Source organism: Burkholderia sp. AU19243 (assembly GCF_018148075.1).
In the GTDB taxonomy this organism is placed as follows: domain Bacteria; phylum Pseudomonadota; class Gammaproteobacteria; order Burkholderiales; family Burkholderiaceae; genus Burkholderia; species Burkholderia latens_A.
On the sequence record NZ_JAGSTV010000002.1, the window covers coordinates 555,064 to 580,516 of the forward strand.

The window sequence follows — 25,453 nt, forward strand, 5'->3', positions numbered from 1 at the left end:
CGCGTCAGTCCGACGAGCCCGTGCCGCGCGGCCGCTCGATGCCATACGCCTCCATCCACCGATAAAGCGTCGCACGCGACACGCCAAGCTCGCGCGCGGAAGCGGCGACGCGCCCGCGCGTGCGCAGCAACGCCGTTTCGATCGCTTCGCGCTCGATCGACTTGCGGATGTCCGCGACGGACGGCGACGCCGCATCGAGACAGTATTCGAGCTCGAGGTCCTGAGCGGTGATCAGCCTTCCTTCCGTCATCACGACGGCGCGGCGCACGCGGTTGATCAGTTCGCGAACGTTGCCGGGCCAGTCGTGCTTGTAGAGCGCCGTGATCGCATCGGTCGAGAAGCCGCGCACGCGATGGCGCGCGTCACCACGAAAACGCTCGAGCATGTGGTGCGCAAGCAGCTCGATGTCCTTGCCGCGCGCGCGCAGCGGCGGCTGATCGATGCGCATCACGCAAAGGCGATGGAACAGGTCCGCACGAAACCGCCCTTCTTCCATTGCTTCGCGCAGATCGACGTGCGTCGCCGACACGATCCGCACGTCGACCGGCACAGGGTCGCTGCCGCCGAGGCGATGAATCGCGCGTTCCTGCAGGAAGCGCAGCAGGCTCGCCTGGCTCTCGTGCGGCAGATCGCCGATTTCATCGAGCAGCAGCGTCCCGCCGTTCGCGGCCTCGACGTAGCCGATCTTGCGCGCGTTCGCGCCGGTGAACGCACCGCGCTCGTAGCCGAACAGTTCGGATTGCAGCAGGTGCGGCGGAATCGCGCCGCAGTTGACCGCGACGAACGGGCCGTTGCGCCGCTCGGAGTGACGGTGAATTGCGACGGCCGTGAGCTCCTTGCCGGTTCCCGTCTCGCCGAACACGAACACCGGGGCGTCGGTGCGCGCAAAGCGCCGCACCGTATCGAACAGGCGCAGCATCGCGCTGCAGGTGCCGACGATGCCGTTCTCCTGCGATTCGAGCCGCTCGCGATCGCGCGCGAACAGGCATTCCATCCCGTACGCATGGCCGACCGTATCGGCGATCCTTTGATGCGACGCTGGCAACGTGATGTAGTCGAAGCAATAATCGCGCAACAACGCGCGCACGTTCGGCGACGCGGTCTGGCCGGCTTCGACGAGCGCGACCCACACGACGTCGCGCATCGATGCGCACGTCGATGCGATGCTGCCGATCGCGTCGGCATGGCCGCCGCTCAGGTCGAGGATGCCGCAGGTGATTTCGCCGGACGTGTCGCGCAGTTCGCTCGCGTGCGCGACGGTCGTCACTTTCCAGTCGCGCCGCGCGAGTTCCTTGCGGAGCATGACGGACGGCGACTGCGTCCAGTAAATCAGCGGACGCTGCCCGTTCGCCTTCCCCCCGTCGGCGCTCTTATCGCGCGTTATTGGCATATTCATAACGAACCATCACTTTTTGCACTCCGCGGACCGTTCGCGCGCACGCGGATGGCGGCTCGTGGCCGCCGGTCAGCGCTGCGTTTCCACAGCTTTGGCCAAGATCGAAAATACACACGGCGAGTGCCCCCGGAGATCGAGCCGGATGTCATCCGGCCTCGTTGTCATCGAACTCGAAGGGAATGCGCGGCCCCGGGCCACGGCATTCCGGCTTTGATGCGACGCGCCGTCGGACGGGGCACGTCGGCAAACGGAAACTCCGTCCGCATTTGCGTCGCGTCGTACACGACAGTCGCGCTCGATGCTGAACCGGATGGCCGCCAGCCCGTCTCCGAAATGGCGCCCTCGTTTGATCCACTCCTGAATCTACACCGTGGTTGGAATGCCGTTGTTACCAAAAGAAAACATCTATTCAGCCCGTTACGCGAAAGTAACCCGACGCGTCGCATGTTTGACGACTCAGATTTGATTATCCACGACCATTCCCGTCAATCAGTGGCAAATACTACTTTTCTGCAACATTCGGGCACGCATTGCCCGCGATTCTCGCCGAAATCGCGGAAAAAATCCGGACAGGCTGTTTCGACGGTCGGTAATCGCATGTCCGACACGACGCCAGCATGACACGTCGGGCGCGCGCGGCGCGATTGTATTCGTTACAACGCCGTAACGACGCTGACGGACGCGCCGCCGCCGCCCCGGGAGCATGGCGGCGCGCCGGGCGGCCGGTCAACCGCCGGGAATCGGCAGCGGTCGGCAGGGGCCGCCGCACATGCTGCGGCAACGCAGCACGGCCGACGTGCACGACGCGCGCCCAGTTCGGCGGCCCGCCATCCCGACGCTTGACGCGCGGTTTTCCGGCAAGACCGCAGGCTTGCTGAAAGGATCCGGCAACGCCGTCGCTCAATTATCGACAAGCCGCTGCGCGGCCACTGTGTGCTGCCGCACATTGCGTGGCCCGCGGCATTGGCCGGCGCAGTGCGCAGGGGAACCCGCCGCGCAAAACCGGATCGTGAGTACGCTTTCGAACAGACCGGCCGGCGCGGCATCCGCATGATGGGCGTTGCCGCATCGCGCGCCACGCATGCGTTCGTGCGACGCGGCGAGCTGAAGGCTTCACACGAGGACCGCATCATGGAATGGCATTGTTGTGAATTCGATCATCTGAGCGCCGTCGATCTGTATGCAATCCTGCGCGCGCGCAATGCGGTGCTTGTGGTCGAGGACGCGCACACGCATCTGGACATCGACGGCAAGGACGCGCACGCGTTGCACGTGTACGCGCGTATGCATCGCGGCGATACCGCGGAAGTCGTCGCGTATGCGCGCGTGCTGCCCGGCGACGACGTCGATCCGGACGTCGTCATCGACAAGGTGCTGACGAGCGAGGCGTGCCGCGACGACGCGACGCTAGAGCAACTGATCCAGCGCGCACTCACGGCCGCTCGCGCCGCGTGGCCCGACGTTGCGGTGCGCACGCACGTTCCCGCGCAGCGCCAGGCGTTCTACAAACGCTTCGGGTTTCGCAAGGCCTACGGTCCGTTTCTCGAACAGGGTTCGCCGTTCGTCGGCCTCGTGCGGCCGGCGGAGCGCGCGGCCGGTGCACTGCGTCAGCTGCTGTCGCGAGCCGTCTCGACATCGCAGTCGGCCAGCGAGGATCCGCGCGTCGACGGCCGTGCACACAACCGGCTGTCCGCCGATACCGGAGCCAATCGATGAACACCATTCTTCGTCCGGTGCCCGAACCCGACCTTCCCTGCATCCTGCCCGTCATTCTCGCCGGCGGGTCCGGCACGCGGCTGTGGCCGCTGTCGCGCGAGCAGTATCCGAAGCAGTTGATCGAGCTGACCTCGAACGAGTCGCCGCTGTCGGCGACCGCACGGCGCCTGAACGGCATCGCGAACGCGTCGCTCGGCGACACGCTGCTGCTCGTATGCGGCGAACAGCATCGGATCATGAGCGCAGCGCAGGTGCTCGGACGCGGGGCGCCGGCCCGCATCCTGCTCGAGCCCGCCGCGCGCAATACGGCGCCTGCGCTGACGCTCGCGGCGCTCGACGCCAGCGCGCTCGCGAACGATCCCGTGCTCGCCGTGATGCCGGCCGATCACGTGATCGGCGACGTGGCGGCATTCCAGGACGCGGTGGGGCGCGCGGCGCGCTATGCGCAGGAAGGCGCGATCGTCACGCTCGGCGTGCTGCCGCGCCGGGCGGAAACCGGCTACGGCTACATCCAGGTCGGCGAACCGCGCACCGGCCGCCTCGGCGGACAAGGCGGCTACTCGATCGGCCGCTTCGTCGAGAAGCCGACCGCCGCCCTCGCCGACCGCTACCTGCAATCGGGCGATTACTGGTGGAACAGCGGCATTTTCGTGACGCGCGCGTCGATCTGGCTGAAAGCGATTCGTGCACTCGCGCCGGACATCCATGCGGCCTGCGAAGCGGCGTGGCGCGCAGGCATTGCCGAGGATCCGTTTTTCCGGATCGATGCGGCGGCGTTCGACGCATGCCCGTCCGACTCGATCGACTACGCGGTGATGGAGCGGCTGTCGGAGAGTCCCGAACTCGGCATAGAAGGAATCGTCGTGCCGCTTTCGGCCGGCTGGTCGGATGTCGGCACCTGGGATGCGATCTGGGAAATCATGCCGAAGGACGACCGGGGCAACGTCGCGCGCGGCCCCGTCGTGTTCGACGAAACGCAGGACAGTCTCGTGCGTTCCGAAGGCCGGCTGATCGCGTGCGTCGGGATGAAGGACGTCGTCGTGATCGAGACGCCCGATGCAGTGCTCGTCGCGAACAAGCACGACGTGCAGCGCGTGAAGGACATCGTCGCGCGCCTGAAGACCGAGCGGCGGCCGCAGGCGAGCGAACACCGCAAGGTTCGGCGGCCTTGGGGGCACTACGATTCGATCGATCTGGGCGAACGGTTCCAGGTGAAGCGGATCGTCGTCGAACCGGGCAAACAACTGTCGTTGCAGATGCATTACCACCGCGCCGAGCACTGGATCGTCGTGCGCGGCACCGCGAAAGTCACGCGCGGTGACGAGAGCTTTTTGCTCAGTGAAAACGAATCGACGTACATTGCAGTCGGCGAAGTGCATCGTCTCGAGAATCCCGGGCGGATTCCGCTCGAAATCATCGAGGTGCAGTCGGGCGATTATCTCGGCGAGGACGACATCGTGCGGTTCGACGATCAGTACGGGCGCACGACGATGAGCGCGCCGCGAACGCCGGCGGCCGAGCCGGCCCCTGCGCCGCTCGCGCACTCGACGGCAGACGACGTGCAGTAAGCTGCCGGCAGCGCGCGCGTGAGCCGGCAACGGCATGCGCTCGCGCACGGCGCGCCGCCGCTTCGCATCGCCGCCGGCTACCGGACCACGATCGCAGGCGACACGACGTTCTGGATAAACGGCTTGCCGACTGCCTCGATGAAATAGACGGCGGCTTCGGCATCAGGCAGCGGCATGCTCGTCGTGTCCGCCGGATAGCGTCCGACCCGCCTGAACGACGACGCGCCGAGTTGCCGGTAGAGCTCGAGGTGGTCGACCGTTTCCGGATGCGTGAGCCGTACGCTCAGCGTGCGCCCCGTTTGCGCCGCGCTTACCGCCGCGCAGCTCGCGATGCCGGGCTCGAGCGCGGTTCCCTCCTCGTAGTCGTTCCACGTGATCAATTGCACGAACGGAAGCTGATGCCGCGCATCGTAGCGGTCGTTGATGCTCCTGAACGTGTCGAGCCAGGTCTGGCCGCACGCTTGCTCGAGGTAGCTCGGCTCGGCGGCGGCCCATGGCGCGCGCGAATCGTCGAAACCGCTCCATGCCCCGCCGACCGTGATCGGCCCCGATCCCTTTTTCATTGCGAATTCGTAGAAGCGCGCCCGATGCGCGCGGTCGCGCAAGCTGCCCACGTGCGCGAGCATTCTCGACGACGGTTGCACCCAGACGAATCCGCCATTGCTGTACGGAACGTCGAATCCCGACGCGTGCGTATGGATCCAGTAGATCTCCGGGTGGGCGGCACGGATTCTCGCCCAGTCCGCCTTTCCAGCCGCTTCGATCGCGAACTCGAACACGACGGGATGACCGTCGTAGCGCAAGTATTGCTTCGACGTGAAATATTCGCGCGCTGCGTAATCGAGGTGGTAGAGGATGGTATCGGTCAGATCGCAGCCGCGACATGCGTTGAACTTGAATGTGCCGCTGTCGATCATGATCGAAAACGTCATCCGCGGAAACCTTGCCAGTGCCGGCATAGACGCTTTCCACGCCGTATCGACGAAATGTCCCTTTCCATACCAGTCGACGACTACACCATCGACACCGCGCGAATGCATGTCCTCGAAGGTCCGCAGCGCCTGGCTCGGATCGTCGGATCGATAGCCGACGGCGACCCCGCGAGGATCTGGCCCCCACCAAGGCAGATAGTGGGCCAATACACGGGTCGTGCTGCCGGGATACAGCAGCGTATGTACGTCGACTTTCGAAACGGACGTCATGCCGCCGGGGATGCCATTGGGCGATCCGGCGAAAGCGCGGCTGGCCGACGTGTTTGCCGGCGCCAATTCCGGCACGTGCTCTTCGCCATGGCCGCTGCCGGCCGACAAGGCGAGCGCGCCGAATGCCGTCAACAGGATGCGCTTAAATATCTGCATGGGTTTCCCGATCGTGAAGGTCCAGGTGGCCTGCCAGCAGCAGTGCCGTCAGGTCGGCACCTGCGGCCGGCGGTAGCGGCCGCGCAGTTCGCGGCCGGCCGGTTTGCCGACCGGCGCATGCGCGGCGCCGAGTTGCTGTGTGAACTCCACGCACAGCTCGACGACCTTGTCGACCGCCTGCCCGCCAAACACGCTGTGATCGACTTCGTCGAGCACCGCCGCTCGGGCAGACCGGAATCGCTCCAGTCGCTTGCCGCGTCGACCGAAATGCATCGTCATCAAGTCGAGGCTGCTGTCGTACGCGCCGCATACGAACAACGTGCTCACACCATTTCGCTGCAGCGCACGCATCACCTCGTGCGGATCGGTCGGGACCGCATCGGCGGCCGGCGGGCGAGCGCCCCGGCGCCGCGCAGCCGCGACGCGGTTCGACAGCAGCGTCCACGTCCGCCTCAGCATCAGGCGAACGAACGGCCATATTCTCCGTTCGCCGCGCAGCACCTGCACCCATTTCGACAGATCGAAAAACGACGAGCGATATCCGGCGAGCGAATTGGATTGATATTGGTGCAGCGATTCCACCGACACGCCTTCCGGAATGTAAAAACTCTGCAGGTTGACCGACACGACGCCCGACAGCGAGCGTCCCAGCAGCCCGGCTCGCAACGCACTGTACGCCCCCGAACAGATCCCGAACGACACCACGTTCCGGTATCCGCATGCCTTCAGCCAGTCTGCGGCGGCCGCAGCGTCCTCCACGGTCGTCTTCGAATAGACCGGTTGCAGTGCCATCCGCGCCGCCATCGCGCGCGACACCGCGCCGTCGCCGATGCCGCGCGCGTCAAAGCGCAGCGATGCGATGCCTCGACGGGCGATCTCGCGGGCGATGCGCACCGACAGCCGGCTGTCGCCGACATGCGGGCTGGCGGACGTGTTCGTGATCAGCACCGCCGAGTCCGGATCGGGCGAACTCGCCGGCACGCAGAGGATACCGAACAAACCGTCGGCGCCGAATCGCACCGGCCGCTCATGAACGTCCGCCATGCGCAGCACCCCGCCGGGGCCGAGGTCGGGCCAATCGGCCGCGGTGTGCGCCGCGACGCCGGCCGCCGGCTGCGCGCCAATCGGAGCCGAGATCCAGTCCACCACCGCGGCGAACACGCGTTCGGGAAGCTTCGAGAACACCGACTCCTGCATGAAGGCCCCATAGCCGTCGAAGGTCCGCGATTCGGCCCGTCCCCCCAACGCACGGATGCATGCGCACATCGGCTCGCTGTCGCCCGGATGCACGTCGAACACCAGCGTGCGCGCGGCCGGCGCACGCGTGCTCGCCTTCAGCACCGCAGCCGCGTCGAAACGCTTCAGCCGATCGCGGAACGTCGCGCTATAAACCTGCCCGAGTACGTTGAGCAACGCGTCGCGCTGCTGCACCGCCCGCAACGGCGCCGGCAATTGCTCGAGCCAGATAGTGCGAACGATCGACAACTCTCGCAAATAGCTGCGACCGTTCACCACCGGCGCGAGCATCACGAGTTCGTCGACATCGACCTGCCCGGCCGCAATCAGCATGAACGCCGCGCCAAGCCGCAAGCCGCACAATGTGACATGGGTCACACCCGTTTCTTCCCTGAGCCGCCCGATTGCCGCAACGACGTCGACGACAGCCGTGTCGAACTGGTCGCTTGCACCGTCGCCGCCCGCGGAATCCCCGGTGCCGCGATAGTCGAAACGCAACACCGGGATGCCGCGGGCCGACAATCGGTCTGCCAGTTCACGCATGCCGCCGTGGCTCCACACCGCTTCGTGGCCGTACGCGCTGCACAGAACGACGCCTCGCGTTCCACTCCCCGGATGCAGCCATCCAAAACACTCACCAAACAGGATTGGTCTCATTCTTGTATTTGATATCCGTATCGAATTGGAGATTGCACGCGTTCGTCTCGCGGCGAAGTCCCGCTGACGGTCGAGCGCAAATCGCTTTGTGGACAAAGGCGGGCTCCTTTTACCGCCGTCACGTCCCGCTGACTTCGACGACGTCCGCAACCTCGGCGCCCTCGCGCCGCCGGTCCGGACCTTGCAGTGCTACTACCGCACGATATGCGTTACCGCGAACCGTCCGGCATCGGTGCGATCACTTCGCGCCACCGCTGTCCGAATCGCGACATACTGAAGTGCTGGTCGCAGTACTCCGCGAAGCGCGTTGCCGCTGCGACCACGTTGGGCAGATCCTCGTCGGGCGCGGTAACGAACCGCTCCAGCCGCGGCTCCGTCATCGCGAGCGCGTCGTCGTGGAATCCGAGCCCCTCGTACGCCGCGTCGTTGCCCACCGGGACGCAGCCGTACGAAATCGCCTCCAGCACTTTCGATTTGATGCCGCCACGAAGAAATGCCGGACACAGTGCGATCGAGCATCCGGTATAGACGTCCGCCTGGCTTTGCGCGAATCCCGCGAACACGACGTTCGGCACCGGATCGTAGCGACCGACCATGCGACCGAAAATCACCAGCGGACTCGCCGGCGCGACACGGGCCCAGAGCCGGACCAGGTATTCGATGGCGAGGCGGTTCTGCAACTGCGCGTCCGAGCCGATAAAGACGAAGCGCAGCGGCGTCGCGGGAAAACGCACCGGTGTGCGCGAGCTCAGCGGCGGCGCGATCACGTGCGCCTTCGCAGCCTCGTCGTCGGTCAGCCGCGCGCGCAGTGCGCCTGCGTCTTCCGTCGACACGAGCGTGACCGCATTCGACGCGCGGATCGCGGCCCGTTCCTGCCGCCTCAGCGCGAACTCCTCGTAGCGAAGAAAGGCTTTTCGAACGATGGATGCGTTCGCCAGCCTGACGAACGGGCGCGGGATCGACCTGGCGAGGTAGCCGGCCGACAACGGGAAATCGTGCGCGCGCAGAATGCCTGCCCGGCGCGACATCAGATCGTCGAAGTCGACGACGATCCGGCAGTGCGGAAAACGACGTCCGACCAGCGTCGCGTAGTCGACCATGCGAATGCCGTCGAAGTAGATCACGTCCGGCGCCGACGCCTCGACGACGCGGAGCAGCTCCGCGCGCTTGCGCGCGCGCCAGAACATCGCGACCTGCAATGCGCACGGTTCGGCGCGCAGCACACCGATCGCGACGCGCGCGGCCGCGCCGAGCTTTCCGGACCATCCACCATCCTCGAAAACGGAGCGGATCTTGAACTCTGCGACTTCCATCTCGTCGCCGATCGCATTCCGGATGAAGCGCAGCGTCCGCTCGCGCCCGTTCGATACGTGCTGCGGGATGTCCCGCGTCATGACCATCAATACTCTGTTCTTCACGATACCTCCCGCTTCGGCGGGGATTGCCGATGTACCGCCTTCGGCTCGCGTGCACACCCGCGCGTTTTCGCTTTCGTCCGCCCACTGCGTCCGTCGACTCGCGAATTCATGCATCGCGTTGCGCCTCCCGCTTGCGCGTCACGCGACCGTTCTCGTTGCGTCCGGCAATCGCCGCTTGCAGAACCTGCTCGAATTGACCGACCTGTCGCGCCTGCCCGAACGCCTCGCGCTGGGCGTGGCAGCGGCGCGCAACCTGCAGATACCACGCTTCATCCGTCGCGAGCCGTCCGATCAACGCACCGAGCGCGTCGCAATCGCCGCGCGCGACGAGCAACTCGGGCAGTTCTGCGAATACTTCGGTCAGACCGCCCGACGCGAAGGCGACGGTCGGCTTGAAGAATGCCCACGGCTCGATGGCCACCACACCGAACGGCTCGTCCCACATCGATGTCACCGCGACGAGATCGACGCTCCTGTAGAAATCCGGCGCGCTCACGAAGCCATGCGCGACGACGCTCAGGCCCGGGTACTCGCGCATCAGGGCCGGCAGCATGCCGTCGGGGTCGCGGCCGGCAACATGCACTTCAATTGCCGGCGCGATCCTGGACGCGTACGCCACGCTCGCGAAAAACTCGCGGATGCCCTTGGTCGCGTCGATTCGCCCGATGAACCCGACGCGAAACGGCGTGCGCGGGCGCGCAGGTTCGGTCGCGTGTCCCGCGCCAATCGGTGCGACGGGGTTGCGAATCACCGTCTGCATCGCACCGGGAAAGAAACGCTGCTCGCGGTGACGCGCCATCACGAAGTCGCTCACCGCGACCGCGTGGCCGACCATGCGTGACAGCCGCGCCTTCGGAGCGGAAAGCCTCCGGCACGCGCCGCACGCGCCGTCGCACGCGCGGCCGTTCGCGAACCGCGTCGACGCCGGACAGATCAGCCAGTAATCGTGCATCACATGCACCACCGGAATGCGCAGCACGCGGGCCGCGAGCCATATCGCGGGCCCGATGCCCTTGATGTTGTTGGTGCACAGGACTTCGGCGCCCAGCGACTTCAGTTCCCGCCACGCGCAAAGAAACACGAGCGGATTGAAGATATCGACCGCGGCAAAGAGCGCCTTCCCGAGCCAGTGCCGCGGCCCGGGCGCAAACTGGTTGTAGACGTTCAGGTTCGGCATCGCGTTGACCGGCAGTCCGTCGAACACGCGCCGCTTCGACGTCCGTACATCCGACAGCGTCAGGATCGACACGTCGTGACCGCGATCGCGCAGTGCAACGGCGAGATCGCGAACGACGATTTCGGCGCCGCCGACCACGTTCGGCGGAAAGCGATTGGCGCAGAGGCAGATCTTCACGACGCGTCCCTGGTGTAGAGCCGGTGAGCGAACAAACCGCCCCAGAACACGACGAGCGACACGGCGATGCCGGTGGACGGCGCGTATGCGACGAATGCGCGGGGCGCAACGAACGGTGCCGCAGCGAGGCTCGCGACGATCAGCACCTGCTTGAGCATGATCAGCCGGTAGCGGCGCACTGCAAGCAACCAGGTGCTCAGGCCGGCGTCCATGAACGTCGCGATCGAGCATCCGCTCGCGTAGATCATGATCGATACACCTTTTACGAACGCGGGACCGTAGATCATCAGGAATACCTGCCTGCCGATGAAGAAGCTGCCGATCCAGGCCACGCAGCCGACGAGCGCGAGATACACACCGAGCTTCACCGCCTTCTCGCGCATCTGCGATTCCGTGCGTGCGGCGAAGACCATGCTCGGCGCCAGCGCCAGCGCGAGGGTCGTTCCAACCGAATTCCACTGTTCCACCAGCGAGGCGGCCGCTGCATAGATGCCGAGATCGGCTTTGGATACCAGCATGCCGAGCAACAGGCGGTCCATTCTCAGCACCAGAACCCCCGCCACGATGGCGGGCCAGACCTTTAGCCCGCGAACGACGAGCGTGCGCGTCACGACGGCGTCGCCGTGAAAGGACTTCGGCGATTGCAATGCGAGCGAGCGATAGCGGCTGAACGGCGCGGCCGCCGCGACACAGGCCTCCAGCGGCCACGCGAATGCAGCGACCATCGCCCCCATCGACGCGTGCGCGGCAACATACAGCCACAGCACGCGGGCGCAGCTGGCATAGGCGCGCGCGCGCGTGATGACCCACGGCCTCGCTTCCGCGTAGGCCATCAGCGAACCCAGCGCTATCGGCTCGACGATCAGCGCGAATGCGGCGATCAGCGTCAGCTCGGACACGCTCGACGGATGCATGACGACCATCACGATGACCATGAAAGCCAGCATCACCGCAAGCGTCAGCGCGAGCCGCAGGCGAAACGCCCGGTAGACGACGATGTGGCGCAAGCGCGGATGTTTGCCGAGGATCGGCTGGATGACCTGCGCGCCGAAGATCAGTGCGATACTGCCGATCACGTACGCGAGCGACAGCGAGAACTGCAATTCGCCGAACAGCCGCGCGCCGTAGATATTTGCGAACAGGTGGTTGCTCGCGACGGCGGCAAGCGCGCCGATGAGCTTCTCGCAGACCACGCCGGTAAACGACGAAAACAGAAGTGTGACGAATGCGTTCACGACGATCCTGCCAGTGCCGGTTCCGCACGCGCCGCCTGCTTCGCGTCCACGCAGAGCCACCAGAGCGCCATGATCGCGAGGTACACGATCGTGCGCGCCCCGAACATCGTCCAGTAGTCGCCCTGCTGCGCGGCGAATGTCGCGTATGCAAACACCTTCGACGCCAGCCACAGCGTGACCACGCCGCCGCGCATCGCGATACGGATCATCATCGCGCTCAGCGCGCCGTAGACCACGCCGGTGATCGACACGAACAGCGCGCCGCCCGCATAGCCGAACCAGTAAACCGGCACCGCCATGTTTCCCATCGTGAATGTGACGTCGTCGAACACATACGCGCGCAGGATGTCCGGCGTTCCGTACGACAGCATCAGATCGCGCAATCCGCTGACCGGCGCGTCGCCGAAGAAAGTCGGCTCCGTCAGCGATCCGAGCGACGCGATGAAACGTTCGAAAGCCGGCAATCCCCCGAGCGCAGGGGCCGAGAACGTCCGGGCGTCGCCATCCACGACGTACCACGCCTGCCCCTGCTCGAGGAAGCGGGAAACGATCGTTTCGGACGCGTCGAGCCCCTGCCCCTTGTATGCGTAAAACACGGAAATACTGCCGATCAGCAGCGCAATCGCCGCACCGACGCCCAGATATCGCAGCACCGGCCGGCCGTTCATCGCATGAATCGCGATGAACGGAACCAGCATCGTCAGGCAGATGTGCAGGACCGACATGAACTGCTCGCCGTGCAATGCCGCGAGCAGCAGATCCGCCACGATCATCGCGGCCGAGAGCCACCGGACCGGCCGGATCGAACTCGTGCAGAACGTGCCAAGCAGCATCGCGACGAACGTCTGGTTGTTCAGGAACAGGTTGAACAGCATCCCGTTCGATGCATCGTTTCGCAGCGCATAGCGGTTGACGCCGCTCAACATCGCGAAACCGCCGCTCAGACCGGCGACCACGCCCGTGCCCAGAATCACGGCCGCCAGCCCGAGCCCGAGTACGACACCGGACGCGTGCCGGGTCATGCGCACGTCGATCGGCGCATGCGCGGCGCGTTCGTCGAAGATGCGTCGAAACGCCAATAGCGCGCAGACGACGAACACCAGATACAGCAAAAGCAAGCGGCTGAATGCACCGTTTGCGATACCGAAGATTTCCGTTTCACGCAGGAACCCGCCCGATTCGATCCCGACGCCGGCGACGAACGCCGTCAACCCAATCACCAGCAGGTAGAGCATCGACACGGCGAACACCGGACTGAACCGGATCAGCGCGATCACCGCCGCCACGGCGACCAGCAGCGTGCAGAGCGCGCTCGGCTGAACGATGCCGAGCATCGGCAGCATCGTGTTGATTGCGAGCGCGAGCGCGAACAGCGTCCATGCGGCGACACCGATCGTGGCGCGCATGCCGGTTGCGGCGTCGGCTTGCATCGCGGCGGCCTTCATGCGTCGGCCCTGGTCGCGCGGGGGACGTCGCGCACCGCGCGCTGCAGCGTCCGCTGCAGCAGCGCGCCGACGGCCGCGGACGAAAAGCGCCGGGCGTTCTCGCGACCGCTGCGCACGAGCTCGGCCTGCAGCGACGGATCGCCGGCCACCCGCTCGATCTGCCGCGCCCATTCGCCAGCATCCGTCGCATCGGTCACCGGCACGAACGAATCGCCCATCGTGTAGCGATAAACCGGAAGATCGGAGGCGATCACCGGCACGCCGACGGTCTGAGCCTCGATCACCGTGCGGCCGAAACCCTCATGCAGCGTCGGCGACACGTAGAGGTCCGCGGCCTGATAGAAGTACCCGAGCGTTTCATCGTCGACATGCTCGATGAAGTGGGCATCCAGCCCTGCCTGTTCGGCAATGGCCACGCACTCGCGGCGATTGTTCTGATGCAGCGGCTGGCCCACGCGCAGCACCACCGTCTTGCTGCGCTCGAGCAATGCGAGCGCGCGAAACAGCGTTGCGTTGTTCTTGCGGGTTTCGTCGGAGCCGACGTTCAGCACGACCAGCGCGTCGCCGGTATCGATGCCGAAGCGCGTCGCCAGCACCGATCTCGCACGCGCGCGAACCTGTGTATCGACCGGTGCATGGCGATCGTCGAACGCATTGGGCACCACCTGAATCCTGTCCGCGCTCACGCCCATCTCGGCGACGGCTTCCTGCGCGGTCACGTCCGACGGCGTAATCACCATGTCCGCGCGAGCGATCAGCGACTGCGTCACGCGAACATACGCGGCCTTCAGTTGCTCGACGAAACCGCATGCCTGTGCCGGACGTTGAACGTGGTGCAGCACGATCCCGACGCGTCCGCCCGCGAACCGGACCAGCGGAATCAGAAACGCCAGATCCTCCTGGTAGAGCACGACGAAGGCGCCCGCGCGTGCGGCCGCGACCGCGCGCAGCGGATAGACGACGAACTGCGTCCAGTAGCGCCGGAGCGAACGCGGCGGCGCCGGAATATCGATCGCGTCGACACGCCAGCCGTCGCCGCCGGGTATCAGGTCTATGCACATCAGGCTGTACCGCATCACGCCATTCCAGCTCGCCGGCCGCGGCCCGAGAAACCACACGATCCGCGTCGCGCACGCGTCGGCACGCGGATCGTCCATCCTTGCCATCGAATCGCTCATCGTTGCATCGCTCCGGCCGCCGTCACGCATGACGCTCGCGCAATTGCACACCGGCGCGGCGAATCCGACGCAGCGGCGACGGCGAGAAGCCGTTCAACACGAGGCCGTCGACGCGCGCACCGACCAGCCGCAAGCCATCGAGCGCATCCATCAATTCGGCGGAGCCGACCTCACCTTGCCGCGCCACCAGCAACGTCAGGTCGGAAAATTTCGATAGCGCGGCGACGTCCGCCACCGGCAGCGCCGACGGCGCGTCCACGACGATCATGTCGTACCGGTCCCGCAACGACGCGACGAGCCGATCGACGTCCGACGCATCGAGCCGCTTGCGCGCTGCCGCACCGACGTTGCCGGCCGGCAGCAGGTGGAAATTGTCTGCCACGCGAACCATCGCGCTCTCGGGCGGAAGCGTGCCCGCGAGCACGTCGTACAGCCCGTTCGTGGCGTTCACCGGCACGTAGCGGTGCAGTGCCGGCGCCGACACGTTGGCATCCACGATCGCCGTCCGGATTCCCTTCTGCGAAAACAGCCACGCGAGATTTGCGACGATCATCGACTTGCCCTGACCGGGCGCCGCGGACGTCATCACGATGATCTTCGACGCGCGCCGATCCGCGCGCAGCCGATACTGCAGCGCCAATGCGAGCCCGTCCAACGCATCGGCGAGCGGCGCGTCCGCCCGCCGAGCCGCGTTCGCGGTCGTAGCCGCCGGATCGGTATCGACCAAGCCGACCTGCGACGCCGCCGGCAGCACGCCAAGCACCGGAATGCCGGTCGCCTCCGCGACACGATCCAGATCGCGGATGCGTCCGGACAGCAGCGCGACGCCCTGGACGATCGCGAAAGCCAGCAACGCGCCGATCACGCCGCCCGCCAGCACGACGAGCATCCGTTTCGGCCTGACCGGCTTGTCGATGACGGCCGCCTTGTCGACGATCGATGCGTTGCCGACCGTGCCCGCCTCCGCGATCTGCAGTTGCTGCGTATTGTTCAGAAGCCCGACGTACAGCTGATTGTTCACCTCGACGTCGCGCGCGAGCCTCAGGTATGTCTGCTGCTGGGACGGCAGACGCGCCGCCTTTTCCTTCAGCATTGCCGCCTGCTGGTCCAGTTCCTTGAGCTTGTTCGCCGCCGCGACGACCTGCGGCTGTCCGGGCACATACTTCGACAGCAGATCCTGATATTCGAGCTTGGCCTCGAGGCGCGACTTGTCGACGAACGCAAGTTGATCCACGAGCAGGTTGATGTCCCCCTGCGCGTCGATCGAGCCCTGCTGGTTCCGGAATGCGTTCAATGCCTGCTCGGCCTGCTGAAGCCGCGCCTTGACGGCAGGCAATTGAGTGTTAAGAAACGCGAGACTGCGCTCGGCATCCTCGGCGCGGCGTTTCGCGTTGAAGTTCAGATAGCTGACGGCGATCGCATTGAGCATCCGTGCGGCAAACACGGGATCCGGATCCTCGAAGTTCAGCTGCATGATGCCCGATTGGCGCTTCGTCTCGGTCACGCTGAGCTTCTTCAGAATGGCCTCGATGCGCGACTCCAATCCGATGTACCGTACGCGGAATTCCATGCCCGGGCGCGCGACGATACGCGATACGTCGACCCGGTAGCCGTTCGCGCTGCTCGGCACGCCGACCACGCCGCTCAGCACCTCGTCGCCGTTGCCGTCCTTGAGCCGGAAGCGGTTGTCGCCGAGATAGTCGAGTTCCAGCGACTTGCCGACCTGCGCCGGTGGCGCGTCGAATGCGCCGAATTCGACGCGCTCGCCGCCCCATGCCCATGACGACAAGCCGAACGGTGCGGCCGCGAGGCCGTTCGCGTCCTTCGGCATCAGCGAGCCGATCAGGCTGCCAATGACGGGAAGGTGATTCCGCACGGATACGTCGGCGCGCGCGCCGGTCGCGTCGATGGCCTCGGTGAGCACCGACCGCGATCGAACGACGTCGATTTCGCCGATCACTGCGGAGTTCTGGATGTCGAGCGCCTTGGAAATCGCCGAGAGCGAACCCAGCGCGCTCGGCTTGTTTTCCTCGATCCGGATCAACGCGTCGGCTGCGTAAATCGGCGTTGCCGCGATCGCGTACGTGAGCGCTGCCAGCACGCATGCGCAGAACACGATCAGGAACAGCCGCCCGTGCTCGAGCGCGTTCTCCAGCATGTCGAGCGGCGACACGCCGATCGCCCCAGGCGACGCGTACTTCGGTCCGTCGCGATGTACGCCCGATAACGGTCTTTCCATCTTCATGCCAAACTCCAGAATCGCCGATTCGGCAGACGTTGCCCCTCGACGCACGTGATTGTTCACAGTCATTTCATTGACGACTCGGCCGAATACCGGCCAACGCCGCCTGCTCTTCCACTTCGCGCCATCTCGTCCTTCCTGACGCGTGCGTATCGCTCGCTACGCAGGTTCGGCACGCGGCACATGCCCGTGCAACAGCGGGCTGACGTCCGACAGACGGGAAATCGTCGTGACACCCGGCTCGTGCGGCGCACGATCGCCGCCATCGGCGACGAACAGGAAACGATGCCCGACACCCGCGCGCGCCGCGGCATCGAGATCCGACGGCTTGTCACCGATCATGATCGACGCCGACATATCGAGCCCGAGATCGCGCCGCGCCGCCTCGAACATCCCGGGCTGCGGTTTTCTGCATGTACACGCCTGCTTGTACGCGCCCATGCCGGCGTCCGGATGATGCGGACAGAAATAGACGCGATCGATGCGCGCGCCTAGCGCGCCGAATGCATCGCGCATCCAGGTCATGAACGCATCGAACTGCGTTTCGGAAAAATAGCCGCGCGCGATACCGGCCTGGTTCGTCACGATCACCACCTGATATCCGGCCGCGTTCGCCCGTCTGACCAGGTCGAAGATTCCGTCGACGAACACGCAGTCCTGTCGACGATGCACGTATCCGTGGTCGACGTTGATCACGCCGTCGCGATCGAGAAACAGCGCCTTACGTTTCATCGATGCCAGCCTCCACCAGCCGCGGAACCACGGTTTGCGCGCGCGCATAGTCCGCCGGCACGCCGATATCGATGAACTCCGTGACGGCGGGGAAGACGCGGATATCGAGCTCGGCCACGCGTTCGCCGAGAAAGTCCTGCTCGAACGAAAACGTCCGGGGCAAATCGAAACCGAGGAGCCGGCGCACGTTGACCACATACGCGCCTGCATTGATGTAGCCGTATCCCGGGCGCTTCTCGCGGAATCCCGACAGCCTGCGCGACACCGGATCGAAGTCCAGCGTGCCGTAGCGCGACGCGTCGCTCATGTGCGTGGCGGCCAGTACGAGATCCGCGCGCGTGTCGCGATAAAACGCGCACATCCGCTGCAGATCGAGATTCGACAACGTATCGCCGTTCATCACGATCATTTCCGTCGCGCCGTGCGCGCGCGCCGCGTTGACGATGCCGCCGCCGGTGCCGAGCGGCACATCTTCGTCGACGATCGAAATCGTCATGCCGAAGCTCCTCGTGCGCAGCACTTCGCGAATCCTGTCGCTGCCGAAACCCAGCGACAGCACTACGTCGGTCACGCGTTGCTCCTGCAATCCCTTCAGCATCCAGCAGAGAAACGGCTCGCCGTCGATCGGCGCGAGCGCCTTGGGCACTTCGTCACCGAGTACCGGACGCAGGCGCGTGCCGAGGCCGCCCGCGAGGATCAGGCACGGCAAGACCCCGCTCATGCGAATATCTGCTCTTCGACGATGCCGCAAACGACGTGGCCGCACACCAGATGCCCTTCCTGAATCTTCGGCGTCGACGCGGAAGGAATCTCGATGCAGATGTCGGCGCGCTCGCGCATCTGCGCCGCGCCGGGCCCGTTGCCGGTAAACCCGACCGTGAACATGCCGACGGCCCTGGCGGCTTCCAGCGCGCGCAGAATGTTCGGCGAGCGCCCGGAAGTCGAATACGCCCAGAACACATCACCGGGACGACCGCTCGCCTGAACCTGGCGTTCGAACAGTTTCTCGTATCCGTAGTCGTTGCCGATGGCCGTCATCACCGAACTGTCCACCGTCAGCGCAAACGCGGCGAGACCGGGCCGGTCGAAGTTGAACCGGCTCACGAATTCTCCGGCGATATGCTGCGCATCCGCCGCGCTGCCGCCGTTGCCGGCCAGCAGGATCTTGTTGCCCGCACGAAGCGCGGCCGTCACGTGGGCAGCCACGCGCTCGATCCGTGCGACCTGTTCCGGGTCCGCCGCCAGCGCGCTCAGCACGTCGAGCGTCTGCTGAATTTCGTTCTTGAACGTGATCGTCATGCGCTCTTTCTCCACGATTGAGCGCCGACATCGGTGAACGTGCAATTGAGAACCTGCCCGTTGACGCCCTTGTATGCAGACAACGCGCGCATCACGTTCGAGCGCTCGACCGGATCGACGAAGAACATCATGAAGCCGCCGCCGCCTGCTCCCGATACCTTGCCGGCCTTGGCCCCCGCGCGCACCGCGACCCGGTACAACTCGTCGATCATCGAGTTCGAGATGTTCTTCGCCATGCGCTTCTTCGACTCCCACGCATCGCGCATCGATGCGGCGAACACGTCGAAGTCGGCCCGCAACACGGCCTCCTTCATCCGGACCGCTTCGTCCTTCACTTCGTGCAGCGCGGCAACGGAGTCGACCACGCCCTCCACGACGTTGCTGCTCTGTTCCTTGATGATGTTCGCCGACTCGCGGGACACGCCGGTGTAGTACAGCACCAGCGACGCCTCCATTTCCGCCTTGATTTCCTGCTTGATCCGCAGCGGATTCACGATCACGCGATCGCCATAGAACTCCATGAAGTTCAATCCGCCGAACGTCGCCGCGTACTGGTCCTGCTTGCCGCCGGCCAGCCCGAGATCGGTGCGTTCGATGTCGTGCGCCAGATGCGCGATGTCGTACTCGCCAAGCGGCAGCGACAGCATTTCGCAGAATGCCCTTACCAGCGCGACCACGATCGTCGAAGACGAGCCGAGCCCGGACCCCGGCGGCGCTTCCGAGCACGTCGTGATCGTGACGGACAATGGATGCCCGCCATTGAAGTCCCGCACGATCCGGTTGTAGACGCCGACATGCAATCCGAGGCCCGGCTGAACCTCAAGCAACGGCGATACCGGTCCGATCCAGCGCGTGTCCGTATCGGCAGCCACCAGTTCGATTTTCGCGTCCTCGCGCGGCGCAATCGACGCATACGCGAATTTCTCGATCGTCACATTGAGCGCCAGCCCGCCGAACCGGTCCGAATATGGCGGCACGTCCGTGCCGCCACCACCCAAACCCAGTCTCAACGGGGCTCTCGATCTGGCAATGAAGCGTGTCATGGAATCTCTCGGTGAGAAATGAATCGTGCACGACGCGATGCAGTAGCAAGCGTCACATGCAATGCGTGCGAGCCGATCGATCCGCCTTCGGATGCGTCATGTGCCCGCGCCGAAGCGCAAGTGCACGGACGATGCGACGGCGATCCCGTCGGCCGAAATACACGGCCATGTTTCGATGGGAGCACTATGCGACAGACCCGCAACACGCTGCGTGCGATGGCTTACATTTAGCCGCTGCCGCGAACTTGAAGTGCTCCGCGTGCGTTACGCTCCATTCGCGTGACGATTGACGCGATGGCGGGAAATTGGACACTGCACGGCGCGCTCCGCGGCCTGCGTCACGCAAGCCGAACGGTACGCGGCCCCGATGGAATCCCGCGATTGCGCGGCCTCGCGCCGGCAGCCGGCGCCGTGAACCGCTGCGTCGCCAACCGTTTCGACGACTAACCATTTTTGACAATGGTCATGTGATCACGTGACGAACTCACCGATGCACGGTCCGCGCCGGTGACGATCCGTCTGGAAGATGGACCACGCGTAGCGCGTCGTACGATGCGCCGGGCATCGAAGTACGTCCGACCGCTCGCGATTCAACGATGCTGGGTAACGATATGAAAAACGATTGCCGCTTCGGCCCGACGATGCCGAACACGAACCGCCCTGCGGGGCCTGCCGGACATTGCATGCGCGCGCTGCTCGCCGTGTGCGTCGCCGCGACGCTGTCCGCTTGCATGACCGTGCCGGGCCAGCACATGAACTCGACCGCACTGCCGGTCACGACGTCCGCCGACGGCACGGTGACCAGCGACATGGACGTTCCGGTCAAACAAATCGATCTGACACAGATCGAGCAGATCCGCGCGGAGCAAAAGGCCATGCATGCGCCGCCGCTGCCGCCGGGTCTGTTCGCAAAACCGGACGTGTACAGGCTCGGTCCCGGTGACGTGCTGCAAATCACGGTGTGGGATCATCCGGATTTCGCCGCGGCAGCCGGCCAGCCCGTGCAGAACCCGAAGGCTGCGGATGCCGCGCCCGGTTTCGTCGTCGATAGCAACGGCAACGTCCAGTTTCCGTACGTGCCGCGCGCCATCCATGCAGCCGGGAAAACCGTCGCGCAAATCCAGCAGGAGATCCGGAGCGAACTCGCCAAGGTATTCGTGAAACCGCAGGTTACGGTGCGTGTGGCGTCGTTCCGCGCGACACAGGTTTATATCGACGGCGAAGTCCGCAATCCGGGCGCACAAGCCATCAACGACATTCCGATGACGCTGATCGAGGCCGTGAACCGCGCCGGCGGATTCGCGCCGACCGCGGATCAGAGCCGCGTCACCATTACGCGCAACGGCGTGATCTATCCGGTGAACGTCGCTCGCATGATGAAGTCCGGCAAGAACCCGGCAGACATCATGCTGAAGCCCGGCGACATGCTGCATGTCGGCGCGCGCGACGACAACCCCGTCTACGTGATGGGCGAAGTCACGCGTCCGCAAGCAGTGGCGCCGCTGCGCGACGGTTCGCTCACGCTCAGCGAAGCGCTCTCGCAGGCGGGTCAGCTGAATCAGCAAACGTCGAATGCCAAACAGGTGTTCGTGCTGCGCAAGGCGGACGACAGTGCGCCCGTGATCTATCACCTGGACATGCAGTCGCCGGTGTCGATGCTGCTCGCGAATCAGTTTCCGCTCGCATCGAAGGATATCGTCTATGTCGACAATACCGGGCTCGTCCGCGCGAGCCGTGTGCTGAACCTGTTGCTGCCGGCGATCAGCGCAGGCTTGACCGGCGCACTCATCACGAAATGATCGTGCCGTGCGCCGATGCGGGGCGGCGCCCTTCGCCGGCCCGCGTCATGCGCACGTGCGGCTGCAATCGGACACCCCGACACCGAAGCGGACGCAAACCGATCGAGCGGCCGGCCGGTCGATGCGCACACAACCAATTTTCTTCGACCTGCCGCGCATGCGCCACATCCGCGTCGCCCGTCGCGAACGCGCTCGCATCCACGTACTTATTACTCTGCTGCACACGCACAATCGGGAACGATGACCGTTCGCGATGGACGCGTCCTCCTTCATTCGCAGAAAGATCGTACGTATCGGTAGAAACACCGATGCTGTAGTCAAACTACATTCGTACGATTAGTCGCTGCAGAGAATCGCTACATCCGATTCGCCAGTGTCGGGCGGTCCGCGTCGCCGCCCGCATGATGCGCTCGGGGCCCAACCGGCCGTAACGATTCCCCGCCCGGCCTGGCATGCCGACGCGCAACCACCCTGCATCGCCAGCCGAATGCGCCCGGTGCGAATCCACCGGACGAACGCAGCTCCAGACATCATCCGAACAACCGGCAATACGATCATGGAGAGCAACATGCGGGACAAACTCTGGCCGGCCGCCGTGCTGGCAGCGGCCCTCTGCACCGGCGTTCATGCAGCCAACGCCGATTTCGATTCACGCGCGGACGCCACCGATGCATTCGCGTCGTCGGCCGCACAGCGGCGCGCGGACTTGCTCGTGCGCAAGATGACGCTCGACGAGAAACTTCAGTTCATCCATTCGCAATACGAAATGTCGAAGGTGCCGGGCGGCGGCGCCGGCTACATCCAGGGTGTGCCGCGCCTTGGCATTCCCGACTTGAACATGGTCGACTCGGCGACCGGCTCCGGCAGCACGTCGCAGCCCAGCACGACCTTCCCCGCGACGATCGCGGTGGCCGCCAGCTGGGACCGCCGCCTGTCGTATGACTTCGGCAAGCAGGTCGCGATACAGTTGCGCGCGCAAGGATTCGGCATGGGGCTCGGCGGCGGCACGAACCTCGCGCGCGAGCCGCGCGGCGGACGGCTATTCGAGTATCTCGGCGAGGATCCCCTGCTCGCCGGCGACCTGCTCGCCGAGCGTACGCTCGCCACGCAGCGGCAAAAGGTCATCGCGACCATCAAGCACTATGCCGGCAACGAGCAAGAGCACGGCCGGATGGGGGGCAATACGCAGATCGACGAGCGCACGCTGCGCGAGTTGTACCTGCTGCCGTTCGAGATTGCCGCGAAACGCGGACAGCCCGGTAGCGTGATGTGCAGCTACAACCGCCTGAACGGCACGTACGCATGCGAGAACACGCACCTGCTGAACGACGTGCTGAAGAACGAATGGGGCTTCCAGGGCCAGGTGCAGTCGGACTGGGGCGCGACCCACAGCACCGCCGCCGCGATCAACGCAGGGCTCGACGAGGAAGAGGACGTCGGACCGAGCGTCTACCTGACGCCGGCCGCGGTCAAGCAGGCGATCGCGAACGGCTCTGTATCGACCGCGCGCATCGACGACATGGTGCGCCGCAAGCTCGCGGTGATGATCCGGGTCGGCGTGCTCGACGATCCGGCCAAGGGTGGCGGCACGATCGATTTCGCGGCTGGCAACCGGTTCGCGCAAAGCGTGGCCGAGCAGTCGATCGTGCTGCTGAAGAACGACGGAAACCAGTTGCCGCTGGCGGCCTCCGCGCTGTCGCGCATCGCCGTGATCGGTGGCCATGCGGACGCGGCCGTGATGTCCGGCGGCGGCTCGGGCAACACGCGCGATCCGGTCAGCGGCTCATTCGCTGGCTGCGGCGGCCTGACGTTCGGCTCGTCGACGGGCTGCAGCTGGTGGCGCAATCCGTGGCTCAAGGTCGACGTGCCGATCGTCGCGGCGATCCGTGCGCTCGCGCCGGCCGCGCAGGTGACGTTCGCAGGCAACAGCGACCAGCAATCGCCATTCCGCGCATACACGCAGCAGGAGATCGACCAGGCCGCGGCGCTCGCGGGCCGCTCGGACGTCGCGATCGTCGTGGTCGCGCAACCGGCGGGCGAAGATTTCGGCGATCTGCAAAGCCTGAGCCTCGCGAATCCGTCGAACCAGGATGCGCTCGTCGACGCGGTCGCACGGGCGAACCCGCACACGATCGTCGTCGTCCAGAGCGGCAATCCGGTGCTGATGCCGTGGAAGGACCGCGTGTCGGCGATCGTCGAAGCGTGGTATCCGGGCGAAGGCGGCGGCAAGGCGATCGCGAACGTGCTGTTCGGTGCGGTCAATCCTTCCGGCAAGCTGCCCGTCACGTTCCCTGCGCGCGATCAGGACACGCCGACGTGGGGGCAAAGCGGCGCGTTCGACAACGATCCGGTCTACGCGGAGAAACTGAACATGGGCTACCGCTGGTACGACGCGCGCAACATCAAGCCGATGTTCGAATTCGGCTACGGGCTGTCGTACACGCACTTCGCGTATTCGGGACTGTCGGTGTCGCGGCAGCGGGACGGCTCGCTGAGCGTCGCGTTCACCGTGCGCAACGACGGCCGCGTCGCCGGCGCGGAAACGCCGCAAGTCTATCTCGGCGTGCCGTACAAGGACGAACCGCCGAAGCGGCTGGTCGGCTGGGAAAAGATCCGGCTGAATCCGGGCGAAGCCCGGCATGTGCGCGTGACGGTGTCGCCGCGGATGCAAAGCGTGTGGGACACGTCGCGCAACGGCTGGCGGTTCGTGCCGGGCGGGACGGTGTACGTGGGCGCGTCGTCGCGCGATATCCGGTTGCAGGGTAGCTGAGCGGCCGGGCGACGTGGCTGGAAGCGCCGCGCGCATCGCGAGCGGCGCTTCCGCGTTTCGTGCACCGGGCAGGCGCATCAGCCCACGCGGGCTACCGGAGCAACGGCAACGGCAGCGCCGCGACCCCGGCGATTGCCGCCGCAATGCCCGCTCGCGGTATCCTTCGTCACGAGCTGCCGCGGCGCCGTCCCGTTCATCGGTCGGACGTACACGTATACGCGGGCGCGCGACCGCGCGACGCAAACAGTGGAATTTGCGGCGGCCATCGACCACGCCCGCCCCGCGGGCAAGCCCCTGCACGCACCGTGTGCGCCGACAACGATCAACGTGACTTACACCCTATCCGCTCCCCGCACGACCGAACTCGAGATCCGCAAAAGCCGCTTCATCGCGTTCGCCATCCCCGTCGAAGACCGCGATGCCGCGATGCACGCGCTGCAGCGCCTGCGCGACGAGCATCCGGCCGCCACGCACGTCTGCTGGGCGCTGCTCGCCGGCGGCCAGTCCGGAATGTCGGACGATGGCGAGCCGTCGGGCACGGCCGGGCGGCCGATCCTCGAAGTGCTGCGCCATCATGACCTCGACGGCGTGCTCGGCGCGGTCGTCCGCTACTACGGCGGCGTGAAACTCGGCGCGGGCGGCCTGGTGCGCGCGTACACGGACGCAATCGCATCCGCGCTGCTCGATGCCGAGCGCGTCGAGCGCATCCGCCACACGCGGTTCGCGATCGAAATCGGCTATCCGGACGAAGCGCGCGTGCGTCGCTGGATCGAACAGTCGGGTTACGAGCTGACGGACAGTTCGTACGGGATGACGGTGAAGCTCGTCGTGAAGCTTCCCGAAGCCGTCGAAGCGGCGGCGAAAACCGAACTGTTCGACCTGACGCAGGGCCGCGCCGGCTTCCCCGATCTGTGATCCGCAGGCGGCGCCCCGGTATCGCCGACACGGTTTCATGCCAATTGCGGCGAAAATTCAGATGCGTCCGATAGAAAAAGCGCGCGCTGAAA

19 protein-coding genes are annotated in these 25,453 nt (G+C 65.5%); 6 read left to right on the top strand and 13 right to left on the bottom strand.

The annotated features are described in order from the left end of the window. Window positions 1–4: 4 nt before the first annotated feature. Window positions 5–1,396: a sigma-54 dependent transcriptional regulator gene (locus KDW55_RS05900; protein WP_040139659.1), complete on the bottom strand. Its 1,392-nt coding sequence runs from the start codon at window positions 1,394–1,396 to the stop codon at window positions 5–7. Between the two features lie 1,131 nt (window positions 1,397–2,527). On the opposite strand from KDW55_RS05900, the gene KDW55_RS05905 reads away from it, so the two are divergent. Both KDW55_RS05905 and KDW55_RS05910 read left to right on the top strand, forming a co-directional pair. Further along, complete coding sequence (locus tag KDW55_RS05905) at window positions 2,528–3,112, top strand: drug:proton antiporter (RefSeq protein ID WP_209822774.1); 585 nt, start codon at window positions 2,528–2,530, stop codon at window positions 3,110–3,112. Beyond that, window positions 3,109–4,680, top strand: a complete 1,572-nt coding sequence (locus KDW55_RS05910; RefSeq protein ID WP_059546739.1) for a mannose-1-phosphate guanylyltransferase/mannose-6-phosphate isomerase — start codon at window positions 3,109–3,111, stop codon at window positions 4,678–4,680. Before KDW55_RS05905 ends, KDW55_RS05910 begins: the two co-directional genes overlap by 4 nt. Before the next feature lie 77 nt (window positions 4,681–4,757). Here KDW55_RS05910 and KDW55_RS05915 read toward each other — a convergent pair whose 3' ends face one another. Continuing rightward, window positions 4,758–5,882 (bottom strand): hypothetical protein, encoded by a 1,125-nt coding sequence (locus KDW55_RS05915; RefSeq protein ID WP_235355465.1) that lies wholly within the window; start codon window positions 5,880–5,882, stop codon window positions 4,758–4,760. On the opposite strand from KDW55_RS05915, the gene KDW55_RS29345 reads away from it, so the two are divergent. Beyond that, window positions 5,881–6,114 (top strand): hypothetical protein, encoded by a 234-nt coding sequence (locus KDW55_RS29345; protein ID WP_249173826.1) that lies wholly within the window; start codon window positions 5,881–5,883, stop codon window positions 6,112–6,114. The genes KDW55_RS05915 and KDW55_RS29345 overlap by 2 nt on opposite strands. On the opposite strand, the gene KDW55_RS05920 is transcribed toward KDW55_RS29345, so the two are convergent. The 11 genes from KDW55_RS05920 to KDW55_RS05970 all read right to left on the bottom strand — a co-directional run bounded on the left by KDW55_RS05920 (window position 6,087) and on the right by KDW55_RS05970 (window position 19,877). Next, the gene (locus tag KDW55_RS05920; protein WP_212160001.1) at window positions 6,087–7,817 is read right to left on the bottom strand and encodes an alpha/beta fold hydrolase; all 1,731 of its coding nucleotides are present in this window, start codon (window positions 7,815–7,817) and stop codon (window positions 6,087–6,089) included. The two genes, KDW55_RS29345 and KDW55_RS05920, sit on opposite strands and share 28 nt — an antisense overlap. A gap of 323 nt (window positions 7,818–8,140) precedes the next feature. Further along, window positions 8,141–9,349 carry a glycosyltransferase gene (locus tag KDW55_RS05925; RefSeq protein WP_212160000.1) on the bottom strand — a complete coding sequence of 403 codons (1,209 nt, stop codon included), beginning with the start codon at window positions 9,347–9,349 and terminating at the stop codon, window positions 8,141–8,143. Window positions 9,350–9,455: 106 nt separating this feature from the next. Beyond that, window positions 9,456–10,703, bottom strand: a complete 1,248-nt coding sequence (locus KDW55_RS05930) for a glycosyltransferase (protein WP_212159999.1) — start codon at window positions 10,701–10,703, stop codon at window positions 9,456–9,458. Next, window positions 10,700–11,938, bottom strand: a complete 1,239-nt coding sequence (locus KDW55_RS29725) for a hypothetical protein (RefSeq protein ID WP_069242885.1) — start codon at window positions 11,936–11,938, stop codon at window positions 10,700–10,702. The genes KDW55_RS05930 and KDW55_RS29725 overlap by 4 nt, the downstream gene beginning before the upstream one ends. Then, complete coding sequence (locus tag KDW55_RS05940; protein WP_212159998.1) at window positions 11,935–13,368, bottom strand: DUF6418 domain-containing protein; 1,434 nt, start codon at window positions 13,366–13,368, stop codon at window positions 11,935–11,937. The genes KDW55_RS29725 and KDW55_RS05940 overlap by 4 nt, the downstream gene beginning before the upstream one ends. Before the next feature lie 11 nt (window positions 13,369–13,379). Then, entirely contained in the window at window positions 13,380–14,561 is a 1,182-nt protein-coding gene (locus KDW55_RS05945; protein WP_167432668.1) for a glycosyltransferase, read from the bottom strand. Between the two features lie 22 nt (window positions 14,562–14,583). Continuing rightward, a complete protein-coding gene (locus tag KDW55_RS05950) occupies window positions 14,584–16,806 on the bottom strand; it encodes a GNVR domain-containing protein (protein ID WP_249173825.1) in 2,223 nt (740 codons plus the stop codon). A gap of 156 nt (window positions 16,807–16,962) precedes the next feature. Beyond that, on the bottom strand, window positions 16,963–17,535 hold the full coding sequence (gene gmhB, locus KDW55_RS05955; RefSeq protein WP_040139652.1) for a D-glycero-beta-D-manno-heptose 1,7-bisphosphate 7-phosphatase: 573 nt from the start codon (window positions 17,533–17,535) through the stop codon (window positions 16,963–16,965). After that, window positions 17,525–18,256 (bottom strand): sugar phosphate nucleotidyltransferase, encoded by a 732-nt coding sequence (locus KDW55_RS05960; RefSeq protein WP_249173824.1) that lies wholly within the window; start codon window positions 18,254–18,256, stop codon window positions 17,525–17,527. Before KDW55_RS05960 ends, gmhB begins: the two co-directional genes overlap by 11 nt. After that, the gene (locus KDW55_RS05965) at window positions 18,253–18,834 is read right to left on the bottom strand and encodes a D-sedoheptulose 7-phosphate isomerase (protein WP_059546715.1); all 582 of its coding nucleotides are present in this window, start codon (window positions 18,832–18,834) and stop codon (window positions 18,253–18,255) included. Before KDW55_RS05965 ends, KDW55_RS05960 begins: the two co-directional genes overlap by 4 nt. Then, window positions 18,831–19,877, bottom strand: a complete 1,047-nt coding sequence (locus KDW55_RS05970; protein ID WP_040139650.1) for a dehydrogenase — start codon at window positions 19,875–19,877, stop codon at window positions 18,831–18,833. The genes KDW55_RS05965 and KDW55_RS05970 overlap by 4 nt, the downstream gene beginning before the upstream one ends. Window positions 19,878–20,518: 641 nt before the next feature. Between KDW55_RS05970 and KDW55_RS05975 the strand changes: the two genes are divergently transcribed. From KDW55_RS05975 to KDW55_RS05985, 3 genes are all read left to right on the top strand, one after another. Beyond that, a complete protein-coding gene (locus tag KDW55_RS05975; RefSeq protein ID WP_249173841.1) occupies window positions 20,519–21,676 on the top strand; it encodes a polysaccharide biosynthesis/export family protein in 1,158 nt (385 codons plus the stop codon). 568 nt (window positions 21,677–22,244) lie between these two features. After that, complete coding sequence (locus KDW55_RS05980; protein ID WP_212159994.1) at window positions 22,245–24,446, top strand: glycoside hydrolase family 3 C-terminal domain-containing protein; 2,202 nt, start codon at window positions 22,245–22,247, stop codon at window positions 24,444–24,446. 327 nt (window positions 24,447–24,773) lie between these two features. Beyond that, entirely contained in the window at window positions 24,774–25,361 is a 588-nt protein-coding gene (locus KDW55_RS05985; protein ID WP_212159993.1) for a YigZ family protein, read from the top strand. The last annotated feature ends 92 nt before the right edge of the window (window positions 25,362–25,453 follow it).

Coding starts and splice junctions, on each gene's coding strand:
- KDW55_RS05950 (WP_249173825.1), bottom strand. CDS start 16,806: ATGAAGATGGAAAGACCGTTATCGGGCGTACATCGCGACGGACCGAAG.
- KDW55_RS05965 (WP_059546715.1), bottom strand. CDS start 18,834: ATGACGATCACGTTCAAGAACGAAATTCAGCAGACGCTCGACGTGCTG.
- KDW55_RS05980 (WP_212159994.1), top strand. CDS start 22,245: ATGCGGGACAAACTCTGGCCGGCCGCCGTGCTGGCAGCGGCCCTCTGC.
- KDW55_RS05940 (WP_212159998.1), bottom strand. CDS start 13,368: ATGCAAGCCGACGCCGCAACCGGCATGCGCGCCACGATCGGTGTCGCC.
- KDW55_RS05975 (WP_249173841.1), top strand. CDS start 20,519: ATGCCGAACACGAACCGCCCTGCGGGGCCTGCCGGACATTGCATGCGC.
- KDW55_RS05920 (WP_212160001.1), bottom strand. CDS start 7,817: ATGCGTGAACTGGCAGACCGATTGTCGGCCCGCGGCATCCCGGTGTTG.
- KDW55_RS05905 (WP_209822774.1), top strand. CDS start 2,528: ATGGAATGGCATTGTTGTGAATTCGATCATCTGAGCGCCGTCGATCTG.
- KDW55_RS29345 (WP_249173826.1), top strand. CDS start 5,881: ATGCCGCCGGGGATGCCATTGGGCGATCCGGCGAAAGCGCGGCTGGCC.
- KDW55_RS05945 (WP_167432668.1), bottom strand. CDS start 14,561: ATGAGCGATTCGATGGCAAGGATGGACGATCCGCGTGCCGACGCGTGC.
- KDW55_RS05960 (WP_249173824.1), bottom strand. CDS start 18,256: ATGAGCGGGGTCTTGCCGTGCCTGATCCTCGCGGGCGGCCTCGGCACG.
- KDW55_RS05915 (WP_235355465.1), bottom strand. CDS start 5,882: ATGACGTCCGTTTCGAAAGTCGACGTACATACGCTGCTGTATCCCGGC.
- gmhB (WP_040139652.1), bottom strand. CDS start 17,535: ATGAAACGTAAGGCGCTGTTTCTCGATCGCGACGGCGTGATCAACGTC.
- KDW55_RS05900 (WP_040139659.1), bottom strand. CDS start 1,396: ATGAATATGCCAATAACGCGCGATAAGAGCGCCGACGGGGGGAAGGCG.
- KDW55_RS05970 (WP_040139650.1), bottom strand. CDS start 19,877: ATGACACGCTTCATTGCCAGATCGAGAGCCCCGTTGAGACTGGGTTTG.
- KDW55_RS05910 (WP_059546739.1), top strand. CDS start 3,109: ATGAACACCATTCTTCGTCCGGTGCCCGAACCCGACCTTCCCTGCATC.